Below are 20,533 nucleotides of genomic sequence, written 5' to 3'. Positions count from 1 at the left end.
GAGATATTTCATGGCATTAGACCCAAAAGCCATTCGCATCGGCACCATGATCCGCGGCCACGAGCCCGATCCGGTCGGTTATCTCGAAAAAATCCTGCCCCACGGCTTTGAGAGCATCGAGCCCTATTTCTGGCAGACGGTGAACAAGGACCTCCCCGAACTCGCCAAGCGCCTCAAGGACGTTATCGGCGACCGCGATGTCACCATGTCCACGCTCGGCATGTTCGGTAACCCATTGGAAGAACAACCAAAAGACATCGAGACCCTGCGCGGCTGGGAAGCGCTGATCGACAATGCCCACCATTTTGGCGCCACCTGCGTTGCCGGTTTCACCGGCCGCATCCGCAATCGCCCGCTGCCCGAAAGCCTGCCGCAGTTCAAGAAGGTCTGGAGCGAGCTTTCAAAGCGCGCCGCCGACAAGGGCGTAAAGATCGCCTTCGAAAACTGCTCTATGCGCGGCAATTGGGAAACCGGCGACTGGAACATCGCGCACAATCCCGACGCCTGGGAAATGATGTTCAACGAGGTGCCGGAAGACAATCTCGGGCTCGAATGGGAACCCTGCCACCAGATGGTCTATCTCATTGATCCCATTCCCCAAATTCGCAAATGGGCGCACAAGTTCTTCCACGTCCACGGCAAGGACGCGACCATCCGCTGGGATGTCATCAAGTCCCAGGGTTATGGCGGCAAGGAGAAAGCCGTCTGGATGCGCACCCCCGGTTTCGGCGATACCAACTGGAACGACGTCATCTCCGAACTCCGCCTCGCCGGCTGGTCCGGTTCTATCGATATCGAAGGCTGGCACGATCCAGTCTATCGCGAAGAGCTGGAAATGGTTGGCCAGGTCCACGCCCTCAATTACCTCAAAGCGGCCCGCGGCGGCGATCACATCGTCTATCCCGGCCCGCTCAAGGGAGCATAAAATGCCGCGCTTTTCCGCAAACATTTCAATGCTCTACCCCGAACTGGCCTTCATGGAGCGGTTCGGGGCTGCTGCCGCTGATGGTTTCAAAGCCGTCGAATATGTCGGCGCTTATGATCAGGACCCCGCCGCGCTCAAAGCGCTGCTCGACCAACATGGCCTCGTCCAGGCTTTGTTCAACCTCCCCGCCGGCAATTGGGCGGCGGGCGAGCGCGGCATCACCTGCCATCCGGACCGTATCGCGGAATTCCGGCAAGGCGTTGGAAAAGCGATAGAATATGCAAAGGCGACCGGCTGCAATCAGGTCAATTGCCTCGCGGGCATTGCGCCCGAAGGCTATGACCGTTCGGCCCTCGAATTGGTGCTGATCGACAATCTGCGCTACGCCGCGCCGCGCTTTGCCGAGGCTGGTATCAAGCTATTGCTCGAGCCGATCAATGTCAGAGACATTCCCGGCTTCCTGATCAATTCCACCGATCACTACGAGCGCATCGCGTCGGCCGTGAAGCACGACAACCTCTATCTGCAATACGATTTCTACCACATGCAGGTGGTGCAGGGTGACCTGATCCCGACCTTCCTGCGCCTGCAGTCCCGCATTGCCCATGTGCAGATCGCCGACAATCCCGGCCGCAATGAACCGGGCAGTGGCGAGGTCAACTATCCCAATATTTTCAAGGCTCTGGACGAAGCGGGCTACACCGGCTGGGTCGGCGCCGAGTATAAGCCGAAGGCCGGTACCACCGCCGGGCTCGGCTGGTTTGAACCCTGGAGGGCCAAGGCATGAAGATCGGTTTTATCGGATTGGGCGTCATGGGTCGCCCCATGGCGGGCCATCTCATTGCCGCCGGTCACGAGGTCTTTCTGCACCGGGTCAAGGAGGCGTCGCAGCATCTGGTCGAAGCCGGCGGTAAGGCGCTGGATAGCGCCAAGGCCGTGGCCGAAGCGGCCGACATCACCATTCTGATGGTGCCGGACACGCCTGACGTCGAAAAGGTGCTCTTTGGCGCGGATGGCGTGGCAGACGGCATCTCCGCCGGCAAACTCATCATCGACATGAGTTCGATCTCCCCCGTCGCAACGCGGGACTTCGCCAGGCGCATCGCCGAAAAAAGCGCCTGTTATCTCGACGCTCCTGTCTCTGGCGGCGAGGTCGGGGCCAAGGCTGCAACTCTCACCATCATGGTCGGCGGTTCGGAAGCCGACTTCGCCCGCGCCAAGCCGCTCTTTGAACTGATGGGCAAGAATATCAACCGCATCGGCGAAGTGGGTGATGGGCAGACCGCCAAGGTCGCCAATCAGATCATCGTCGGCCTGACCATCGAAGCCGTTGCCGAAGGCCTCGCCTTTGCTCAGGCGGCCGGTGCCGATCCCGCCAAGGTCCGCAGTGCCCTGATGGGCGGCTTTGCCTCCTCGCGCATCCTCGAAGTCCACGGCGAACGCATGATCAAGGGCACCTTCGACCCCGGCTTCCGCATTCGCCTTCATCTCAAGGACATAGGTCTGGCGACGGACGCGGCCAAAACGCTCGACCTCGCCCTGCCGCATGCTTCGAGCCTGCACGGAATAATGCAGAATGCGCTTGCCGAGGGCCTCGGCGACAAAGACCATTCGGCCTTGTTCGAACTGCTGGTGCCGCAGGCGACAGGCTGAAGGCCTAAAACGTCGGTTCGCCTTGCCTAAAGAAGACCTGTCGTCGCGCGGCTTTGTAATCGGCCTCGACCATCTCTCGGCACATGTCGCGGGCGCTGATCTCCGGGACCCAACCAAGTTTCTCTCTTGCTTTGGTTGGGTCGCCGAGAAGGGCGTCCGCCTCGGTGGGGCGGAAGTATTTTGGATCGATGCGGAGAATGACATCGCCCACTGCCAGATGGGGGGCGCCGTCGCCTTCGAGGCGGACGACGGTCCCGATTTCGTTTATTCCCGATCCGGAAAATTCCAGCGTGATGCCCAGATCAGCGGCCGCCCAGCGGATGAAATCACGCACCGAATACTGGGTGCCTGTGGCAATCACAAAATCCTCGGGTATCTCCTGTTGCAGCATCAGCCACTGCATGCGGACATAGTCCCTGGCGTGGCCCCAGTCTCGCAGGGCGTCGATGTTTCCCATGTAAAGGCAGTGCTCTAGCCCCAGCGCGATATTGCACAGGCCTTGGGTGATCTTGCGCGTCGCGAAGGTCTCGCCGCGGCGCGGGCTCTCATGATTGAAGAGAATGCCGTTGCACGCGTAGATGCCATAAGCCTCGCGATAGTTGATCGTCGTGCAATGGGCGAAGAGCTTTGCGACCGCATAGGGCGAGCGGGGATAAAAGGGTGTCGTCTCCCGCTGCGGTGTCTCCTGTGCGAGACCATAGAGTTCCGACGTCGAAGCCTGGTAGAAGCGGGTCTTATTTTCGAGCCCAAGCAGGCGAATGGCTTCGAGAAGCCGCAAAGTGCCGAGGCCGTCCACCTCCGCGGTATATTCGGGTGCGTCAAACGATACTCTGACGTCGGACTGGGCTCCGAGATTGTAGATTTCATCAGGTGCGATGTTTTGCACCAGTCGCGTCAATCCCGAGCCGTCGGAGAGGTCGCCGTAGTGGAGCGTAACTCCGGATGCAGAGGCGTCACCACCGCCGGTCAGATGGTCAATACGTTGGCCGTTGGCGAGCGAAGATCGGCGCCTCACGCCGTGTACCTGATATCCCTTCTCGAGCAAAAATTCTGCGAGATAGGATCCGTCCTGTCCGGTAATGCCGGTGATCAGAGCAACCTTGCCCGAATTCATACTGCCCCCACAGTTTATGAAATGCGGTAATTTGTAGCCTACTCTCCCGCCTGCGCTGCCGTGTCTGCGGCGCCTTCTGGGCGGCCGATGCTGACATAGGTGAGGCCGGCTGTCTCGACTTCCTTGCGACGGTAGACGTTGCGGAGGTCGATGAACACCTTGCCGGTCATGGCCTGCTCGATGCGCACGAGGTCGAGCGAGCGGAAGGAGTTCCATTCGGTGATCAGGACCAGCGCATCGGCATTCGAGGCAGCGTCGTAGGTGTCCGCAGCGTATTCGACGCCGTTTAGGAACGCCTTGGCAGCATCCATGCCTTCGGGGTCATAGGCGCGAATGTGTGCACCGGCGTCCTGCAGCGCCTCGATAATAGCGATCGATGGCGCGTCGCGCATATCGTCTGTATTGGGCTTGAAGGTCAGGCCCAATATGCCGATCGTCTTTCCCCTGACATTGCCACCCATGGCCGCGATCACCTTGCTACCCATGGCGCGCTTCCGGCGATCGTTGACCTCGATCGTGGTTTCGACGAGGCGCAAAGGCGTTTCATAGTCCTGGCCCGTCTTGACCAGCGCCAGCGTGTCCTTGGGGAAGCAGGAGCCCCCGTAACCCGGCCCTGCATTGAGGAATTTGCCGCCGATGCGGTTGTCCATGCCGATGCCGCGGGCAACGTCCTGCACATTGGCGCCCGTGCGTTCGCAGAGATCGGCGATCTCGTTGATGAAGGTGATCTTCATGGCGAGAAAGGCATTGCCGGCATATTTGATCAGTTCGGCAGTGCGGCGCCCGGTGAACATCAGCGGCGCTTGATTGAGATAGAGCGGGCGATAGACGTCCGTCATCACCTCGCGGGCACGTTCGTCCTCAAGGCCGATGACGATGCGGTCCGGCCGCTTGAAATCCTCGATGGCCGATCCTTCGCGCAAGAATTCGGGATTGGTCACGACGACAACATCGGCCGCGGGATTGGTTTGCCGGATGATGCGCTCGACCTCGTCGCCAGTCCCCACCGGCGCCGTGGATTTGGTCACGACGACGGTGAAGCCCGTGACGGCCCGGGCAATGTCGGCGGCGGCGGCATAGACGTAGGAGAGATCGGCATGTCCATCGCCGCGACGCGATGGGGTGCCAACGGCAATGAACACCACGTCCGAATTGGCAACAGCCGGAGCGAGGTCGGTGGTGAAGGTCAGTCGCCCCGCCCCAGCATTGTCAGCGACCAGCACTTCGAGGCCAGGTTCGAAGATCGGGATTTTTCCCGTCTTGAGCGCCGCGATTTTCTGCTCGTTGAGGTCAACACAAATGACATCGTGGCCGAAATCGGCAAAGCAGGCGCCGCTGACGAGGCCAACATAGCCGCTGCCTATCATGGTGATGCGCATAGGAATGCTCCCCGACCCCTGCCTGCGTTTTATACGCCATACACATGCGAAGGAAACCCAAGCTCAGCGCTCCGGTGTTCCAGACGAAAGTGCTTATGCGCTGCGCGTGACCTCTGCGTGAAGCCTGCAGCGGGTTAGGCGAGTTTCTGGCTTAAATCCCGGGAGAGAGCGTCGCGCAGGTCCTCGGGCGCAAGTGGGCGGGCGAAGAGATAGCCCTGAAGATAGGTGCAGCCCATATCCGTCAATTTGCGGCGCTGGTCCTCGTTCTCGACGCCTTCGGCGGTCACGCGCATACCCAGAGCGCGGGCCGTTTCGATCATCAGGCGCACGATGTGGCCGACCGCAGGATCGGCGCCGACCAGTTGGGAATAGGACTTGTCGATCTTGAGCTTGTCGACGGCGTAACTGCGCAGATAGCTGATCGATGCGTAACCTGTGCCAAAGTCATCGAGCGCTATGCTGACGCCCGCCTGCCGGAGGGTGCGGAGCGTTTCCTGCATCTGCGGCGAGTTCTGGAGCAGTACGCCTTCGGTAATTTCCACTTCGAGCCGATCCGGCGCCAGCCCCGTTTCGGTGAGGATCGTCAGGATACGCTCGGCGAGGCGGGCATTTTGAAACTGGACCGGCGAAACGTTCACCGCGATCCGAGGCAGGTTTGACGAGACGGCGAACTGGCATGCCTCGCGCAAAACCCATTCGCCGAGGGGATCGATGATGTCGCATTCTTCGGCTAGGGCGATGAAATAGTCGGGGGAGAGCAGACCGCGGGCGGGGTGCATCCAGCGGATGAGCGCTTCGGCTCCAGCAATCTTGCCGCTCAGGCTGCCATAGATGGGCTGGTAAACGAGGTGCAGGCCTTCCCCGGTCAGGAGGGCATTGCGGAGTTCGATTTCGAGCGTCCGCCGCTCGCGCTTTTCGCGGTCCATTTCCGGATCATAGAGCGCAAATCCATCGCGCCCGGCCAGCTTGGCGCAATAGAGAGCAACGTCGGCGCGCCGCAGGATTTCCTCGGGCGTCACCTCGTTTCCCTTTACGAGTGCGGCGCCGAGGCTCAGCGTCACATCGATCCGCTCGCTGCCGATGGTCAGGGGCGGTCTGACATATTGAATGAGCCGCTGGCAGATCCAGCGCGCCTGGCCCTCGCTCAGAATGCCGGGATGAATAATGGCGAATTCATCGCCGCCGAGGCGGGCGACGGTGGCTTCTTCCGGCATTTCGATCATCAGCCGCTTGGCGATTTCGCGCAGTAACTGGTCGCCTGCGGCGTGCCCCCAGGAGTCGTTGATTTCCTTGAAGCGGTCGATATCTACCGAAATCAGTAGCACCTTGGTTTCGGCTAGGAATTCGTAGTCCTTTGCCTGCTTGAGGCGCGTCTCAAAAAGCGCCCGGTTGGCCAATCCGGTCAGGGGATCGTGGAGGGCAAAGTAAGTCGCGTGGGCGCGGCTGGCTTCCATGGTCAGCGACGTTCGGCGCAACCACAGCAGCAGCGCGGCCATGGCGAGGCCCACCATCAAGAGCATGACTGCGAGCGCCGGAGCGACCTCGCCCAGCAATGCCTGTGCCGGTTTGGATGGAGTCCAAACCAGATAGGTCAGTATATCGCCGTCATGGTTCGTGACCGGGACCCAGCCGGCGGAGGTGGGATGGGAGACGCGGCGTAAGTTGGCTATGCCGAATTGCTTGCCGATGTCGTGCAGCATTGTCTGGTCGATCAATTTGATCGAGATGAGCAGGTGCTCATCGGATAGCTTGCTGGCGGTGCCGCCGATTGGGCGTATGCTGACAAAGCCCTGGCCGCTATCGGCGAAGCCTACTGTTCTGAGTGCCAGAAGACCTGCGGCATCGTTGAACCGCAGGCTCGGGTCATCGAAGGCCGCACGGGCAATCCGCAGGCGCAAGCGGTCGATGATCGGCTGCAAGACGAAAGAATCCGCCAGGGTGAAGACCTTACCGGCAAAACGGCCCTCGACCGAGGCACGCAGCACCTTGCCTTCGGGCGTCAGAATATAGGCGCGATCATGACCAAGCGCCGTCGTCAGCCGGCGGTCGAGTTCGTCCGTTTCTGAGGTTATTTCGCCGATGGAAACCATGGTGGCGGCCTGGTCGGCGGCCATGCGGGCTCTTGCCTCAAAGAGCGAGGCCGTGATGGTTTGTCTTTGCTCGGCAAGGGCGCGATCATCAATGCGCTCCATGGCCCAGGAGACGGAAACCACGACGACGACAGCGAGGCAGACCGCCAGAACCGCAGCGGCCCAGACGATTTGTGCAGAAACGGAATGGCCCCCGGTAGAAGGCGAAAGCGTCATGGTGCTGCCTCTGATTGATTGAGATATGCGCCAGCGAAGTGACGAATTGGTTTATCCGATCGAGTCATTCCCGGCTGATGCAAGTGCCAGTTTAACGGGTACTTCGGTCGGTTATTGGTTAGCAGACTGTTAGCACTGAGCGTCGCTTTGGGGCGCAATTGGTGAAAGCGGCGCAGACGCGCGGATTTGGGAAGGCCGTTTTAGTTTTGTGGACGCATTTGGTTGAGCATGCCTTGGCGGGGGCGGGCTCTCGTCCTAGGAAGCGGAGCCATGAAAATTCCAGCCTTCCTCTCCCGCCTCGTGCCCCATCTTGTTGCCGTCAGTCCGGTCGAGCGCCTGCGGGCGGCGGCGGGGGCATGTCTCGGCATTTTAGTGGTTGGGATCATCGGGCGGCTGGCTTTGCCGGCTTCGGCCGCGCCGCTACTGATTGCGCCATTGGGCGCTTCGGCGGTGCTGCTGTTTGCGGTGCCGGCCAGTCCCCTGGCGCAACCGTGGTCGATCATCGGGGGCAATGGGATTGCGGCGGTGGTGGGCGTGGCGTTCGCCATGCTGGTGCCGGACCAAAGCGTCGCGGCGGCGCTGGCGCTGGGGGTGAGCATCGGGTTGCTGCTGACGTTCAAGTGCCTGCATCCGCCGAGCGGGGCGGTGGCGCTGACGGCGGTTCTCGGTGGTCCGGCCATTCACGATCTGGGATTTTTCTATGTGCTCTGGCCGGTGCTGGCAGGATCATTGGCGCTGCTGGTGGCGGCGATTGGCTATAATCGGCTGACCGGCAAGGTCTATCCGCATCGGGTGCAGATGCATGCGCCGGTCGTTTCAGCGGGGAAGACGGGTGGGCTCGGGGTGACGGTCGACGATCTGACGACGGCCATTCGCGAGCGTGATGAAGTGGTGCCGGTCGATCCCGAGGACCTCGAGGAAGTTTTGCAGCGGGCCGAGGTGCTGGCGTTCAATCGCCGTTCGGGCGGGGTGATCGCCTCGGCGGTGATGTCGCAGAACGTGGCGAGCGTGATGCCGGGGACGTCGCTGCGCATTGCGCTCAAATTGCTGCGCGCCAATGGCGTCAAGGCGCTGCCGGTGGTGGATGCAGAGCGGCGCGTGGTGGGCATCGTCACGCAGACCGATTTACTCGACAAGGCTGACTGGGGGCCATCGGCCACGGGATCGGGGCTGGGCTGGCGATTGCGCGCCATCGGCAATTCGGACCGGCCGCTGCGGGGCAAGGTGCGGGACGTGATGACGAGCGATGTGCGCTCGGTGCCGGTGACGACGCCGATTGCGCGGGTGGTGCAGGTGATGGCCGAGACCGGGCACCATCATGTGCCGGTGGTCGATATGGCCGGGGTACTTGCCGGCATGGTGACGCAGTCGGACGTGGTGGCGGCGCTGTTCCATGTCAATCAGGCTGAGCTGGCCCGCACGGCCTAGCTTTTCTCCGCTGCGACACTGCGCGCCTTGCTTCTCGCCTGCGCAAGGGGTAGCTGACATCCCATATCGAGGAGACGTCATGCCCAAAAGCATGCGCCATATCGGACGGGAAATGGGCGCCGCCATTGCGGTTCTGGCGCTCTATATGCTCGTGCTGCTGGCGCCGCTGCATCAGGGGGCGGGGCTGCAGCGCGAATTGGCGCGGCTCGGTTTTGAATCCGATGTTTCCTGGTCGGTCTGTACGTCCGTGGTTGATCCCGGGCGGGGCGACAATCAGACGCCGACGGCGGCAAAGTGCCCGCTGACGGGCGTTGCAAAATCCCAATTTGTGGCGGTGCTGCCGCCTGTGCCTCAGCCGCCGCTAGTGCGGAACGCCGACACGATCCATTTTGAAGCGCATGCTTATTCCGGTCCCGTGAGGCCGATGGAGCATCCGGGACAGCCGCGCGGGCCGCCTCGCGCCGCCTGACCCACGGCTTTCGCTGCTTTTTTTGCCGCCTTGCGGCGCCCATTTCCATTTGCTTTTCGAGGACACGAAATGACGCTTCGTCTTTCCGCCATCGCTCTTGCCTTTACGGCGCTTTTTGCCCCCGTCCTGCCGAGTTTCGCGCAGGATGCCCATGCCAGCCATCAGGCCGAAATGGTCGTCTTGGGCTCGATCGAAATCACCGGCGCCTTCAGCCGCGCGACATTGCCCAATGCGCCGGTGGGCGGCGGTTTCATGACCATCACCAATAAGGGCGCCGAGGCTGACCGGCTGGTGTCGGTTAAAACCGATATTGCCAAGGAAGCGCAGATTCATGAAATGGCCATGGAAGGCGATGTCATGAAGATGCGGCAGCTCAAGGATGGGATAGACCTGCCGGCCGGGGAAACCATCAAACTCGAGCCCGGTGGCCTCCATCTGATGTTCATGGGCCTTAACGGCGCGATCAAGGAAGGCGACGCGGTTCCGGTGACGCTGACCTTTGAAAAGGCGGGGACGGTGACCGTCGATCTCGTCGCCGGCGCGACGGCGGCCGATGCACCGGCGCACGGCGGCAAGAGCCATGAGTAATCTTGGACGTTTGCGTGCCGTTCTCTGGGTTTTGGTGGCGGTGGCGGGGCTCGGCGCTGCCGGGCTCTACACCTATTCGGCCACGCGCCCGAGCGTGGCGCAGAACCTTGGCGATGGCGACTATCAGTTGACGACGGCGAGCGGGGAGGCGTTCAACCGGCAGAGCTTTGATGGCGCGCCCTCGATGCTGTTCTTCGGCTTTACCCATTGCCCGGAAGTGTGCCCGACATCGCTGGCGGAAATGACCTCGTGGTACGAGGCGCTGGGGGATGAGGCCAAGGACCTGAAGGCCTATTTCGTGACGGTCGATCCGGAGCGCGATACGGCCGAGATCATCGGCGACTATGTTTCCTGGACCGGGCATGTCACCGGGATCACCGGGACGCCTGAGGAGATTGAAAAGGCGGCTAAAGCCTGGGCGATCTACTACCAGAAGGTACCGCTCGAGGACGGGGATTATACGATGGACCACACGGCCTCGGTTTTCCTTCTCAACAAGGAGGGGAATTTTGAGGGGACCATCGCCTATCGCGAGGATAGCGCCACGGCGATCGCCAAACTGCGGAAGTTGCTGGCGGCGGGGTAGGTTGTGTCCTTCATTCGCCGCGGGTGGTGCGGTGGGGAGGCGAGATGGATTGCCGGGACAGGCCCGGCAATGACGTTGGGTGGGGAGTGTTTACTTCGGGCTTTCGTGGCTCACTCACCCCCTCCCAACCTCCTCGCCTCAAATCGCTCCACTGGAGCGATTTGCCCTTTGGGACGGATCGGAGCCCATCAAGGGGGAGGTGTCGCATCGAGTGTTCTGGTGGCGTTGACGCTTTCCGAAACGCAGGGCTTCCCTCGGGCTTGACCGCAGGCGGTCGCGGCGGCGAGGCTTATTCCGAGGTCGTGTCCTTGCCGTAGTATTTTTCGCCCAGGACGATGCGTTCGCGGCCCATTTCGACGCGGTGGTCGTTGGTGTCGCGCAGGGAATAGACGCAGCCGCAATATTCCTGCTGATAAAATTCTTCGCGCTTGGAAATTTCGATCATGCGGGCCGAGCCGCCGCCCTTGCGCCAATTGTAATCCCAGTAGGAGAGGCCATCATAGGGCGCGACGGCGCGTTTGCCGCTCTCGTTGATCTGGGCCATGTTTTTCCAGCGCGAAATGCCGAGCGAACTCGTCATCACCGGAAAGCCATGCTCGTGGGCATAAAGCGCGGTGCGCTCGAAACGCATGTCGAAGCACATGGTGCAGCGGATGCCGCGTTCGGGCTCGTGCTCCATGCCTTTGGCGCGGGCGAACCAGTTGTCGCGGTCATAGTCCGCGTCGATGAACGGCACGTTGTGCTTCTCGGCAAAACGGACATTCTCGTCCTTGCGCAGCAGGTATTCGCGCTTGGGGTGAATGTTCGGATTGTAAAAGAAGATCGTATATTCGACGCCCGAGGCGAGCATGGCCTCCATCACTTCGCCCGAACAGGGGGCGCAGCACGAATGGAGCAGCACTTTCTTCTCGCCAGTGGGGGGCGTCAGGACGGGACGTTGGAATTCTTCGCTCATGAGCGGGTGCATAGCAAAAGCTGGGTGGGATTTCCAGTTTTTCGAGAGCGTGCCCTTATGCCTGGGTGCCACGCCCTCGTGGTTCGAGGCTTTGCTTGCGCAAAGCACCTCACCATGAGGGCTACTGGGGCTGAGGGCTACTGGGCCTGGAGGCTATTGGACCTGAAGGCTACTGGGGCGGTGCGTCGCTCAGACCGGCTCGGGAACGATCGTGGCGACGATGGAGGCATCCAGCGCTTCGTAGTCGGCGAGGCCGATGGTGGCGTAGAGTTCGGCGCGGGTTTGCATTTCGGGGACCATGGCTTTGGTCGAGCCGTCGGCGGCGATGGTGGCGTAGAGCTTTTCCTGGGCCTTGTTGGCGACGCGCAGCGAAGAAACCGGCCAGATGACCATGCGGTAGCCCATGGCTTCGAATTCGGCGGCGGTGAAGAAGGGGGTTTTGCCGAATTCGGTCATATTGGCGAGGAGGGGCACGCCGGGCATGCGGGAAGCGAATTCGCGGAACATTTCGGCGGTGTTCAGCGCCTCGGGGAAAATCGCATCGGCGCCGGCTTCCATATACATTTTGGCGCGGGCGACGGCACCGTCCATGCCTTCGCTGGCGGCGGCATCGGTGCGGGCGACGATATAGAGGTTTCTGCGGGCTTTGGCGGCGGCGTTGACCTTGGCCGCCATGTCGTGGGCGCTGGCGAGTTTTTTGTCGTTAAGGTGACCGCACTTCTTGGGGAGGAGCTGGTCTTCGAGGTGCACGGCACCGGCGCCGGCTTCCTCAAAGGCGCGGACCATGTGCATGACATTGAGCGCTTCGCCATAGCCGGTATCGCCATCGACGAGGACAGGCAAGCCCGAGGCGCGGGCAACCTGCTTGATGAAGAAGGAGACTTCATCGACGGTGATGATGCCAAGATCGGGCAGGCCCATCGAGGCAGTCATGGCGGCGCCCGAGAGATAGAGCGCTTCAAAGCCGGCGGCCTTGGCCTGGAGCGCGGCCATGCCATTGTGGCTGCCGGGCAGGCGCAAAATGCCGCCGCGTTCGATCAGCGCGCGGAAGCGCAGGCCAGCGGGTTCGGTCGGGAGGTCCGAGGAGAGAAGATAGGGCATGGCGGGTTCCTTGATTTAGCGCTGGTCGATCGGCACGAAGGCCAGATCGTCGGGGCCGGTGTAATTGGCCGAAGGGCGGATGATCTTGTTGTCCTGGCGCTGTTCGATGACATGGGCTGACCACCCCGAGGTGCGCGCAATGACGAAGAGGGGGGTGAACATCGCGGTCGGTATGCCCATGATGTGGTAGGAGACGGCGCTGAACCAATCGAGATTGGGGAACATCTTTTTCGCGTCCATCATCGTCTTTTCGATGCGCGCGGCGATGTCGTACATTTTGGTCGAGCCGGCTTCCCTGGACAGCTCTTCGGAGACGGTTCTTATCACCTCGTTGCGCGGGTCGGAAACCGTATAGACTGGGTGGCCGAAGCCGATGATGACTTCCTTGTTTTCGACGCGCTGGCGGATATCGGCCTCGGCTTCGTCTGCCGTCGCATAGCGCTTCTGGATATCGAAGGCGACTTCATTGGCGCCGCCATGTTTTGGACCGCGCAGCGCGCCGATGGCGCCGGCAAGGCACGAGAACATGTCAGAGCCGGTGCCGGCAATGGTGCGGGCGGTGAAGGTCGAGGCGTTGAATTCGTGCTCGGCGTAAAGGATCAGCGAGACGTGCATGGCTTTGACATGGCTCGGGCTCGGGGCCTTGCCATGGAGCAGGTGGAGGAAGTGGCCGCCGACGGAATCGTCAGAAGTTTCGACCTCGATGCGGCGGCCATTCTGGGTGAAATGATACCAGTAGAGCAGCATGGAACCCTGGCTGGCGATCAGCCGGTCGGCAATGTCGCGGGCGCCGGAATGGCTGTGGTCGTGGCTTTCGGGAAGGACGCAGCCGAGGGCGGAAACGCCAGTGCGCAGCACGTCCATGGGATGGGTTGCGGCGGGGAGGAGTTCGAGCGACTGGCGCACGATGGACGGCAGGCCGCGGAGGGATTTGAGCTTGGTCTTGTAAGCGGTGAGTTCGGGGCGGGTGGGCAGCGTGCCGTGAACGAGGAGATGGGCGACTTCTTCGAATTCGCAGTTCCGGGCCAGGTCCAGGATATCGTAGCCGCGATAGTGGAGGTCATTGCCGCTGCGTCCGACGGTGCAAAGCGCCGTATTGCCTGCGACGACGCCCGACAGGGCTACGGATTTCTTGGGCTTGAATTCGGCCATGCACAGCTCTCCCGGCGCTTTTTTGTCAACAGATTGCTTGTCTTGTCGTCGTTATGCGGCCGACATTGCCTTAAGTGGTGCCAATGTGTCGACAGAAAAGTGGAGATGGCGGCTTGCTGGATTGTTTGGGTTACTTCGCGAAACCCTCACCATGAGGCCTACGGGGTGATCTAAAGCAAAAGAGGCGGCCGGGGGCCGCCTCTTCGTTTGGGATCGTTCGACGCTTAGGCGCGGAGGGCCTTGGCGGCGTTGACGAGGTTGGTGAGGGAGGCTTTCACCTCGGGCCAGTTGCGGGTTTTGAGGCCGCAGTCGGGGTTGACCCAGAGCTGGTCGGCCGGAATGCCTTCGGCGGCCTTGTGCATCAGGGCGAGCATGTCGGCCTGATCAGGCACGCGCGGCGAGTGGATGTCCCAGACGCCAGGCCCGATCTCGTTGGGGTATTTGAAATCGCGAAAAGCTTCGAGCAGTTCCATGGCCGAGCGCGAGGTTTCGATGGAGATCACGTCGGCATCCATTTCGGCGATGGCGGGCATGATGTCGTTGAATTCGGCGTAGCACATGTGGGTGTGGATCTGCGTGTCGTCCTCGACGCCCGAGGCGGAGAGGCGGAAGCAATCGACGGCCCAGCGCAGATAGGCATCCCAATCGCGCTGGCGCAGCGGCAGGCCTTCGCGCAGCGCCGGCTCGTCGATCTGGATGATGCCGATGCCTGATTTTTCGAGATCGACCACTTCATCGCGAATGGCGAGACCGATCTGGCGGCACGTTTCCGAGCGCGGCTGGTCAACGCGCACAAAGCTCCATTGGAGGATGGTCACCGGACCGGTGAGCATGCCCTTCATCGGCTTGTCGGTGAGCGAGGCAGCATAGGCGGTCCAGCGCACGGTCATGGCGGAGGGACGCGAGACGTCGCCAAAGATCACCGGCGGCTTTACGCAGCGCGAGCCATAGGACTGGACCCAGCCGTTTTTGGTGAAGGCAAAACCGTCGAGCTGTTCGCCAAAGTATTCGACCATATCATTGCGCTCGAACTCGCCGTGGACGAGCACGTCGAGACCGATCTCTTCCTGGATACGGATGGTATTTTCCGTTTCCTTTTCGAGGAAGGCGTCATAGCCGGCGGCGTCGAGGAGACCCTTTTTATAGGCGGCGCGGGCTTCGCGCACTTCCCTGGTCTGGGGGAAGGAGCCGATGGTGGTGGTGGGGTAGGCGGGCAGTTTGTACTTGGCGCGCTGTTTGTCGCGGCGGGCGGGGAAGCCCGAGGCGCGGTCGAGATTGATGGTTTCGGCCGAGCGGGCCTTGACGACGTCCTTATGGATGCGTGGGGAGGCGCGGTGGGCGGCTGCGGCCGCGGCGGAGGCGTCGAATGCCGTCTTGGCGGCGGCGCGACCATGCTTCTGTGCCTGGGTCAGGGCGGCGACTTCGGCGAGCTTTTGCTTGGCAAAGGCCATCCAGGATTTCAGCTCGGCGTCGAGATTGGTTTCGCCATCGAGATCGACCGGGCTATGGAGAAGCGAGCAGGACGGCGCGATTTCGAGACGATCCGGGCCGATCTTGTCCCAGGCGCGGGCAACAAAGCTCAGCGCGCGGTCGAGATTGGTGCGCCAGATATTGCGGCCATCGACGACGCCGACGGAGAGCAGCTTGTCCTCCGGCAGCACCGCAAGGACATCATCGAGCTGTTCGGGGGCGCGGACGAGATCGATATGAAGGCCGGCGACCGGCAGGGTGGCAGCGAGTTCGGTATTGTCGAGCAGGGCGCCGAAATAGGTGGTGAGCAGAACCTTTGGACCGGCTTTGCCGAGGACCTCATAGGCTGTCTTGAGCGCGGCTTTCTGCTTGTCATTGAGGTCAAGCACCAGAACGGGCTCGTCGATCTGCACCCATTCTGCACCAGCAGCTTTGAGCTGGGTGAGGAGATCGGCATAGACCGGGATCAGCTTGTCGATGAGATCGAGCGTGTCGAGGCCTTCGTCCTTGGCCTTGGCAAGGCTGAGGAAGGTGACGGGCCCGACGATCACCGGGCGTGTTTCGACGCCGAGGGCCTTGGCTTCATGGTAATGGGCGAGGGGTTTTGCCGCGTTGAGGGCAAAGGTCTGGCCGGTGTGCAGTTCGGGCACGATGAAGTGGTAATTGGTGTCGAACCACTTGGTCATCTCCATGGCCGGCGCTGCGGCGGTACCGCGCGCCATGGCGAAATAGAGCTGGTCGGGGTCGGTGATTTCGACAAAGCGCGGCGGGATGGCGCCGACCAGCACCGAGGTGTCGAGCACATGGTCGTAATAGGCGAAATCGTTCGAGGGGATGACGTCGATGCCGGCGTCCTGCTGCAGCTTCCAGTGACGGGCGCGCAGGTCTTTGGCGGTGGCGTGGAGCGCCGAGGCGTCGATATCGCCCTTCCAGTAGCTTTCCTGGGCCTTCTTCAATTCACGGTGGAGGCCGACGCGGGGGAAACCGAGATTGGCTGAACGGGTCATGGTCTTTGTCCAATGCGACAGGGGCGCGGGCCGGCGCGTGCGAAAGCACGGCGCGGTTTGGGCGCTGAGAAAAGGAAATGCGCCCGGCAGACTTGGCGCGGGCGGATGTGTTTTGGGGGAGCTGACCTTAGGTCAGCGTCGCATTCGGAACGGGTTCGAAAAGCTCATAAACGTGTCCTCTGACCGATCCGCCCGATCGGTTGTGAGCGGGATGTTCACGTCCATGGTAGGTCTCCTGGCTTGCGGATCGAACCGGGCGTTCTCCTTCCCAACCCCTTGAGGTCAGTGGACTTTTGAACACCCGTCTCCGCCGACAGTTGCGGGGGCAGCTCCGGACTAAGCCAGGGCCGCACCGGATTCCCTGTTACCCCCTTGCGGGGACCTTGGACGAGTGCAGGATGGCGGAGAGCAAGACATAAGTCAATAAGGATATAAAGATGTCTTTATATGAATTTTGCTTTGTGTAGGGGCGTGGGAGGAAAATTTGCTGGGGGTGGGCGGTGGTGCCACATGAGGGGCTACTGGGGGCAATTGGCCGGAAGGGGATTGTGCCACACCCTCGTGGTTCGAGGCTTTGCTCTGCAAAGCACCTCACCATGAGGGTTACTGGGGGTGGGGGGAGTTGGCTGAAAGGGGATTGTGCCACGCCCTCGTGGTTCGAGGCTGCGCTTCGCTCCGCACCTCACCATGAGGACTACTGGGGGATCGGGTTACTGGGGGTGGGGTTACTGGGGCTGCTGGGCCGCGGGCGTTTACTGGGACGTGGTGCAAACAAAAAGGGCGCCTTGTGGCGCCCTTTGCAGTTCAGCGAAAAAAATCAAAAATTCCAGTCTTCGTCTTCGGTGGCAATTGCCTTGCCGATGACATAGCTCGAGCCTGAGCCGGAGAAGAAGTCGTGGTTTTCGTCGGCGTTGGGGGACAAGGCGGAAAGAATGGCCGCGTTGACCTTGCAGGCTTCGGGGGGGAAGAGGGCTTCGTAGCCGAGGTTCATCAGCGCCTTGTTGGCGTTGTAGTGGAGGAATTTCTTGACGTCTTCGGCGAGGCCGACGCCGTCATAGAGGTCCTCGGTGTAACGCGACTCGTTGTCGTAGAGTTCGAGGAGGAAATCGAAGGCAAAGTCCTTGATTTCCTGCTTGCGGGCTTCGGGCAGGCGCTCGATTTCGCGCTGGAATTTGTAGCCGATATAGTAGCCGTGCACGGCCTCGTCGCGGATGATGAGGCGGATGAGGTCGGCCGTATTGGTGAGCTTTGCTCTACTCGACCAGTACATGGGCAGATAGAAGCCGGAATAGAACAGGAAGCTTTCAAGGAAGACCGAAGCGATCTTCTTCTTGAGCGAGTCTCCGCTGTCATACTGCTGCATGATCAGCGTCGCCTTCTGCTGGAGGAAGGTGTTTTCCTCGCTCCAGCGATAGGCGTCGTCGACGTCGGGCGTCGAGCACAGGGTCGAAAAGATCGAGGAATAGGAGCGGGCATGCACCGCTTCCATGAAGGAGATGTTCGAGAGAACCGCTTCTTCGTGGGGCGTTGCGACATCGGCCATCAGGCGGATGGAACCGACGCCATTCTGGATGGTGTCGAGGAGCGTCAGGCCGGTGAAGACGCGGATGGTCAGCTTCTGCTCGACCGGGGTCAGGGTCGCCCAGGACGGGATGTCATTGCTGAGTGGCACCTTTTCGGGCAGCCAGAAATTGCTGGTCAGGCGGTTCCAGACCTCAAGGTCCTTGTCGTCCTGAATGCGGTTCCAGTTGATGGCGCGCACGCGGTTGAGCGGCCGGAATTGCATATTCATCGGTTTGGCAGCTTTCTTGTCAGAGTGCGCAGGAGACACAGCCTTGTACCTCCGTACCTTCGAGCGCCATCTGGCGAAGACGAATGTAATAGATGGTCTTGATGCCCTTCTTCCAGGCGTAGATCTGCGCCTTGTTGATATCGCGCGTGGTTGCGGTATCGCGGAAGAACAGGGTCAGCGACAGGCCCTGATCGACGTGCTGGGTGGCCGCCGCATAGGTGTCGATGATCTTTTCAGGACCGATCTCATAGGCATCCTGGTAATATTCCAGGTTGTCATTGGTCATGAAGGCGGCCGGATAATAGACGCGGCCGATCTTGCCTTCCTTGCGGATCTCGATTTTCGAGACGATCGGATGGATCGAGGAGGTCGAGTGATTGATATAGGAGATCGAGCCGGTGGGCGGCACGGCCTGGAGGTTCTGGTTATACATGCCGTGAGCCATGACCAGATCTTTCAGTTCCAGCCAGTCTTCGCGGGTCGGGATGTGGATGCCGGCCGTTTCGAAGAGGCCAAGAACCTTCTCGGTCGCCGGCTTCCATTCGGCCTGGATGTATTTGTCGAAATATTCGCCGCTGGCGTATTTCGACTTTTCAAAGCCCTTGAAGCTTTCGCCGCGCTCGGTGGCGATCAGGTTCGAGGCGCGGATGGCGTGATAGGTCACCGTGTAGAAATACATGTTGGTGAAATCGACGCCTTCTTCCGAGCCGTAGAAGATGCGTTCGCGGGCGAGATAGCCATGAAGGTTCATCGCGCCGAGGCCGATGGCGTGGCTGTCGTCATTGCCCTTGGCGATCGAGGGCACGGACGAGATATTGCTCATGTCCGACACGGCGGTCAGGGCGCGAATGGACGTTTCGATGGTCTTGCCGAAATCGCTGGAGTCCATCGCATTGGCGATGTTGAGCGAACCGAGATTGCAGGAAATATCCTTGCCCATCTTGGTATAGGAGAGGTCCTCGGAGAATTCGCTGGCTTCGCTGACCTGCAGGATTTCCGAGCAGAGGTTGGACATGGTGATGCGGCCGTCGATCGGGTTGGCCTTGTTCACCGTGTCTTCGAACATGATGTAGGGATAGCCGGATTCAAACTGGATTTCCGCGATCACCTGGAAGAACTCGCGCGCCTTGATCTTGCGCTTGCGAATGCGGCCGTCTTCGACCATTTCGCGGTACTTTTCGGTGACCGAGATTTCGCTGAACGGCACGCCATAGACGTTCTGCACGTCATAGGGCGAGAACAGGTACATGTCCTCGTTGTTTTTGGCCAATTCGAAGGTGATATCGGGGATCACGACGCCGAGCGAGAGGGTCTTGATGCGCACCTTTTCGTCGGCATTTTCGCGCTTGGTATCAAGGAAGCGCATGATGTCGGGATGGTGGGCGTTGAGATAGACCGCACCCGCGCCCTGACGCGCGCCGAGCTGGTTGGCATAGGAGAAAGAGTCTTCGAGAAGCTTCATCACCGGGATGACGCCCGAGGACTGGTTCTCGATATGCTTGATGGGCGCGCCCATTTCGCGAAGATTGGTGAGGCTGAGGGCCACGCCGCCGCCGCGCTTGGAGAGCTGTAGCGCCGAGTTAATGGAGCGGCCGATCGATTCCATATTGTCTTCGATGCGCAGCAGGAAGCACGAGACGAGCTCGCCGCGCTGGGCCTTGCCGGCATTGAGGAAGGTCGGGGTCGCGGGCTGGAAACGGCCGGCCATGATCTCGTCGACGAGATCGCGGGCGAGGGTCTCATTGCCGCGGGCCAGGGCCAGAGCCACCATGCAGACGCGGTCTTCGTAGCGCTCGAGATAGCGCTTACCGTCGAAGGTTTTCAGCGTGTAGCTGGTGTAATATTTGAACGCGCCGAGGAAGGTCGGGAAGCGGAACTTCTTGTCATAGGCGTGATCGTAGAGATCGCGGATGAAATTGAACGAATACTGATCGAGCACGCTGCGTTCGTAATAGCCCTCGACGGAGAGATATTCGAGCTTCTCGCGCAGGTTATGGAAGAAGACCGTGTTCTGGTTGACGTGCTGCAGGAAGTACTGGTGTGCAGCCTGCTTGTCCTTGTCGAACTGGATGTTGCCGGCCTCGTCATAGAGGTTCAGCATCGCGTTGAGCGCGTGATAATCCAGGCTCTGGTCCTGGACCTGCCCTTTGGAGGCCGGGCGATCTTCCGTGCGGTCTAGTGTGAGCGTGTCCAAAACCGTTCGAGTCCTTGTTTGACGTTTTCTACGTCCTCTTTCGTGCCGAGAAGCTCGAACCGATAGAGGAGGGGCACGGCGCATTTCTGGCTGACGATATCGCCCGCTTCGCCATAGGCTGCGCCAAAATTTGTGTTCCCGGCCGCGATCACGCCGCGGATGAGGCTGCGATTGGCCGGGTTATTGAGAAATTTTATTACCGGCTTGGGCACTGAGCCCTTGCCGCCACCGCCGCCATAGGTGGGAAGCACCAGAACAAAGGGTTCATCCACCTGCGGCGGCTCGCTGCCGGCATCGACCGGCAGCCTTACGCTTTGCACCCCGAGCTTCTCGACGAAGCGATGGGTGTTTTCCGAAGTGCTGGAATAATAGACGATACTGCCCATGGTCCTGCAATCCGGCTCCGTTCGGCGC

At 60.9% G+C, this 20,533-nt stretch carries 17 protein-coding genes and 1 riboswitch; of the genes, 7 read left to right on the top strand and 10 right to left on the bottom strand.

The window, feature by feature from the left end:
- Nucleotides 1-10 precede the first annotated feature (10 nt).
- From ASD83_RS12100 to ASD83_RS12090, 3 genes are read left to right on the top strand one after another with little or no spacing between them, the layout of a single operon-like run.
- The gene (locus ASD83_RS12100; RefSeq protein WP_056311181.1) at nucleotides 11-925 is read left to right on the top strand and encodes a sugar phosphate isomerase/epimerase family protein; all 915 of its coding nucleotides are present in this window, start codon (nucleotides 11-13) and stop codon (nucleotides 923-925) included.
- A 1-nt stretch (nucleotide 926) separates the two neighbouring features.
- Nucleotides 927-1,712 carry a 2-oxo-tetronate isomerase gene (gene otnI, locus ASD83_RS12095; RefSeq protein WP_056311179.1) on the top strand — a complete coding sequence of 262 codons (786 nt, stop codon included), beginning with the start codon at nucleotides 927-929 and terminating at the stop codon, nucleotides 1,710-1,712.
- Entirely contained in the window at nucleotides 1,709-2,578 is an 870-nt protein-coding gene (locus ASD83_RS12090; protein WP_056311177.1) for a 2-hydroxy-3-oxopropionate reductase, read from the top strand. The genes otnI and ASD83_RS12090 overlap by 4 nt, the downstream gene beginning before the upstream one ends.
- Nucleotides 2,579-2,582: 4 nt before the next feature.
- Here ASD83_RS12090 and gmd read toward each other — a convergent pair whose 3' ends face one another.
- From gmd to ASD83_RS12075, 3 genes are all read right to left on the bottom strand, one after another.
- Nucleotides 2,583-3,692 carry a GDP-mannose 4,6-dehydratase gene (gene gmd / locus ASD83_RS12085; RefSeq protein WP_056311174.1) on the bottom strand — a complete coding sequence of 370 codons (1,110 nt, stop codon included), beginning with the start codon at nucleotides 3,690-3,692 and terminating at the stop codon, nucleotides 2,583-2,585.
- Between the two features lie 38 nt (nucleotides 3,693-3,730).
- Nucleotides 3,731-5,071 carry a UDP-glucose dehydrogenase family protein gene (locus tag ASD83_RS12080; RefSeq protein WP_056311172.1) on the bottom strand — a complete coding sequence of 447 codons (1,341 nt, stop codon included), beginning with the start codon at nucleotides 5,069-5,071 and terminating at the stop codon, nucleotides 3,731-3,733.
- Between the two features lie 134 nt (nucleotides 5,072-5,205).
- Nucleotides 5,206-7,377, bottom strand: coding sequence for a putative bifunctional diguanylate cyclase/phosphodiesterase (locus ASD83_RS12075; RefSeq protein WP_056311170.1), 2,172 nt, complete (start codon nucleotides 7,375-7,377; stop codon nucleotides 5,206-5,208).
- Nucleotides 7,378-7,647: 270 nt separating this feature from the next.
- On the opposite strand from ASD83_RS12075, the gene ASD83_RS12070 reads away from it, so the two are divergent.
- The 4 genes from ASD83_RS12070 (at nucleotide 7,648) to ASD83_RS12055 (ending at nucleotide 10,448) form a co-directional block, all read left to right on the top strand.
- Nucleotides 7,648-8,805 (top strand): HPP family protein, encoded by a 1,158-nt coding sequence (locus ASD83_RS12070; RefSeq protein WP_156385934.1) that lies wholly within the window; start codon nucleotides 7,648-7,650, stop codon nucleotides 8,803-8,805.
- A 79-nt stretch (nucleotides 8,806-8,884) separates the two neighbouring features.
- Entirely contained in the window at nucleotides 8,885-9,274 is a 390-nt protein-coding gene (locus ASD83_RS12065; protein ID WP_056311168.1) for a hypothetical protein, read from the top strand.
- Nucleotides 9,275-9,343: 69 nt separating this feature from the next.
- On the top strand, nucleotides 9,344-9,862 hold the full coding sequence (locus ASD83_RS12060) for a copper chaperone PCu(A)C (RefSeq protein WP_056311166.1): 519 nt from the start codon (nucleotides 9,344-9,346) through the stop codon (nucleotides 9,860-9,862).
- Nucleotides 9,855-10,448 (top strand): SCO family protein, encoded by a 594-nt coding sequence (locus ASD83_RS12055; RefSeq protein WP_082561142.1) that lies wholly within the window; start codon nucleotides 9,855-9,857, stop codon nucleotides 10,446-10,448. Before ASD83_RS12060 ends, ASD83_RS12055 begins: the two co-directional genes overlap by 8 nt.
- Nucleotides 10,449-10,737: 289 nt before the next feature.
- Here the strand turns inward: ASD83_RS12055 and ASD83_RS12050 are convergent, their stop codons facing one another.
- From ASD83_RS12050 to nrdI, 7 genes are all read right to left on the bottom strand, one after another.
- Nucleotides 10,738-11,403, bottom strand: a complete 666-nt coding sequence (locus tag ASD83_RS12050) for an epoxyqueuosine reductase QueH (protein WP_056312373.1) — start codon at nucleotides 11,401-11,403, stop codon at nucleotides 10,738-10,740.
- 189 nt (nucleotides 11,404-11,592) lie between these two features.
- Nucleotides 11,593-12,504, bottom strand: a complete 912-nt coding sequence (gene prpB, locus ASD83_RS12045) for a methylisocitrate lyase (RefSeq protein WP_056311165.1) — start codon at nucleotides 12,502-12,504, stop codon at nucleotides 11,593-11,595.
- Nucleotides 12,505-12,519: 15 nt separating this feature from the next.
- Nucleotides 12,520-13,656 (bottom strand): 2-methylcitrate synthase, encoded by a 1,137-nt coding sequence (gene prpC, locus ASD83_RS12040; RefSeq protein ID WP_056311163.1) that lies wholly within the window; start codon nucleotides 13,654-13,656, stop codon nucleotides 12,520-12,522.
- A gap of 224 nt (nucleotides 13,657-13,880) precedes the next feature.
- On the bottom strand, nucleotides 13,881-16,133 hold the full coding sequence (gene metE / locus ASD83_RS12035; protein ID WP_056311162.1) for a 5-methyltetrahydropteroyltriglutamate--homocysteine S-methyltransferase: 2,253 nt from the start codon (nucleotides 16,131-16,133) through the stop codon (nucleotides 13,881-13,883).
- A 207-nt stretch (nucleotides 16,134-16,340) separates the two neighbouring features.
- Nucleotides 16,341-16,534: riboswitch (cobalamin riboswitch) on the bottom strand.
- 416 nt (nucleotides 16,535-16,950) lie between these two features.
- Entirely contained in the window at nucleotides 16,951-17,925 is a 975-nt protein-coding gene (nrdF, locus tag ASD83_RS12030) for a class 1b ribonucleoside-diphosphate reductase subunit beta (protein WP_056311160.1), read from the bottom strand.
- Between the two features lie 19 nt (nucleotides 17,926-17,944).
- Nucleotides 17,945-20,119 (bottom strand): class 1b ribonucleoside-diphosphate reductase subunit alpha, encoded by a 2,175-nt coding sequence (nrdE, locus tag ASD83_RS12025; RefSeq protein WP_056311158.1) that lies wholly within the window; start codon nucleotides 20,117-20,119, stop codon nucleotides 17,945-17,947.
- On the bottom strand, nucleotides 20,101-20,505 hold the full coding sequence (nrdI, locus tag ASD83_RS12020) for a class Ib ribonucleoside-diphosphate reductase assembly flavoprotein NrdI (RefSeq protein ID WP_056311156.1): 405 nt from the start codon (nucleotides 20,503-20,505) through the stop codon (nucleotides 20,101-20,103). Before nrdI ends, nrdE begins: the two co-directional genes overlap by 19 nt.
- Nucleotides 20,506-20,533 lie beyond the last annotated feature (28 nt).

The organism is Devosia sp. Root685 (assembly GCF_001427875.1).
GTDB lineage: Bacteria > Pseudomonadota > Alphaproteobacteria > Rhizobiales > Devosiaceae > Devosia.
The sequence above is the reverse complement of the archived record's forward strand: the minus strand, read 5'-3'. Positions and strand labels throughout refer to the sequence as shown.

Bases quoted from the DNA above. Each gene is read 5' to 3' on its own strand.
- nrdF (WP_056311160.1), bottom strand. From the start codon at position 17,925: ATGAATATGCAATTCCGGCCGCTCAACCGCGTGCGCGCCATCAACTGG.
- otnI (WP_056311179.1), top strand. From the start codon at position 927: ATGCCGCGCTTTTCCGCAAACATTTCAATGCTCTACCCCGAACTGGCC.
- prpC (WP_056311163.1), bottom strand. From the start codon at position 13,656: ATGGCCGAATTCAAGCCCAAGAAATCCGTAGCCCTGTCGGGCGTCGTC.
- ASD83_RS12100 (WP_056311181.1), top strand. From the start codon at position 11: ATGGCATTAGACCCAAAAGCCATTCGCATCGGCACCATGATCCGCGGC.
- metE (WP_056311162.1), bottom strand. From the start codon at position 16,133: ATGACCCGTTCAGCCAATCTCGGTTTCCCCCGCGTCGGCCTCCACCGT.
- ASD83_RS12060 (WP_056311166.1), top strand. From the start codon at position 9,344: ATGACGCTTCGTCTTTCCGCCATCGCTCTTGCCTTTACGGCGCTTTTT.
- prpB (WP_056311165.1), bottom strand. From the start codon at position 12,504: ATGCCCTATCTTCTCTCCTCGGACCTCCCGACCGAACCCGCTGGCCTG.
- ASD83_RS12070 (WP_156385934.1), top strand. From the start codon at position 7,648: ATGAAAATTCCAGCCTTCCTCTCCCGCCTCGTGCCCCATCTTGTTGCC.
- ASD83_RS12080 (WP_056311172.1), bottom strand. From the start codon at position 5,071: ATGCGCATCACCATGATAGGCAGCGGCTATGTTGGCCTCGTCAGCGGC.
- ASD83_RS12075 (WP_056311170.1), bottom strand. From the start codon at position 7,377: ATGACGCTTTCGCCTTCTACCGGGGGCCATTCCGTTTCTGCACAAATC.
- ASD83_RS12055 (WP_082561142.1), top strand. From the start codon at position 9,855: ATGAGTAATCTTGGACGTTTGCGTGCCGTTCTCTGGGTTTTGGTGGCG.
- ASD83_RS12050 (WP_056312373.1), bottom strand. From the start codon at position 11,403: ATGAGCGAAGAATTCCAACGTCCCGTCCTGACGCCCCCCACTGGCGAG.
- gmd (WP_056311174.1), bottom strand. From the start codon at position 3,692: ATGAATTCGGGCAAGGTTGCTCTGATCACCGGCATTACCGGACAGGAC.
- nrdI (WP_056311156.1), bottom strand. From the start codon at position 20,505: ATGGGCAGTATCGTCTATTATTCCAGCACTTCGGAAAACACCCATCGC.
- ASD83_RS12090 (WP_056311177.1), top strand. From the start codon at position 1,709: ATGAAGATCGGTTTTATCGGATTGGGCGTCATGGGTCGCCCCATGGCG.
- ASD83_RS12065 (WP_056311168.1), top strand. From the start codon at position 8,885: ATGCCCAAAAGCATGCGCCATATCGGACGGGAAATGGGCGCCGCCATT.